Annotated in this window: 1 protein-coding gene; it reads right to left on the bottom strand. The window is 62.9% G+C overall.

What is annotated here, in order from left to right:
• Positions 1–88: 88 nt before the first annotated feature.
• Positions 89–382, bottom strand: coding sequence for a GYD domain-containing protein (locus tag EN939_RS36990; RefSeq protein WP_127271340.1), 294 nt, complete (start codon positions 380–382; stop codon positions 89–91).
• Positions 383–626 lie beyond the last annotated feature (244 nt).

Here is a 626-nt window from a genome sequence, read left to right as displayed (position 1 = left end):
TTCTATCACGCCGAAGCGCCCTGTCTTGCGGCAAAGCGCAACCAGGCCGGCACCAACCAGCGCCGTTCGAGAAACCCTGCCGATTCCTTCACCCGAGCGAGGTGATGATCTCGCGGTAGGCTAGTTCGGGAAAGGCCTTCAGCGTCCGCGTCCTGACATTGCCCGCTGCCGCCAGCATCAGCGAGAAGCGCGCCAGCACCGCGTCGTCGGGCGCTTCGACCACAGCCACCATATCGTATTCGCCCATGGTCAGGTAGAACGCTTTGAACGACCCGCCCATGTCTCCCAGTTGCCTCCTGGCGGCGTCGAGCCGCTTCGGTGACTCGCGTATGTTCCTGGCACCCTGCTCCGTCCAGTTCATCAGCACGATGTAGCTTGTCATGGCACACCTCCCTCCGGGGCCACGGAGCACGGCGGCTTCGCCGGGGCGGGCATCCGGGTTGTCGCCCAGAAAATGCATCCGACACCGAAATTATCCTCCCGAAGGGCCTGGCCCGCAAGAGTGCGTCGCACAACAAAAAAGGGCGCCATTGGCGCCCTTGAACTCTTTGCATCGGTAAGTCTCAGCTATCCAGGAAGCTGCGCAGCTTGCGCGACCTGCTCGGGTGCTTGAGCTTGCGCAGCGC

Source organism: Mesorhizobium sp. M7A.F.Ca.CA.002.05.1.1, from assembly GCF_003998335.1.
In the GTDB taxonomy this organism is placed as follows: domain Bacteria; phylum Pseudomonadota; class Alphaproteobacteria; order Rhizobiales; family Rhizobiaceae; genus Mesorhizobium.
The sequence above is the reverse complement of the archived record's forward strand: the minus strand, read 5'-3'. Positions and strand labels throughout refer to the sequence as shown.

Excerpts from the sequence above, each read along its gene's own strand:
- EN939_RS36990 (WP_127271340.1), bottom strand. The coding sequence starts at position 382 with ATGACAAGCTACATCGTGCTGATGAACTGGACGGAGCAGGGTGCCAGG.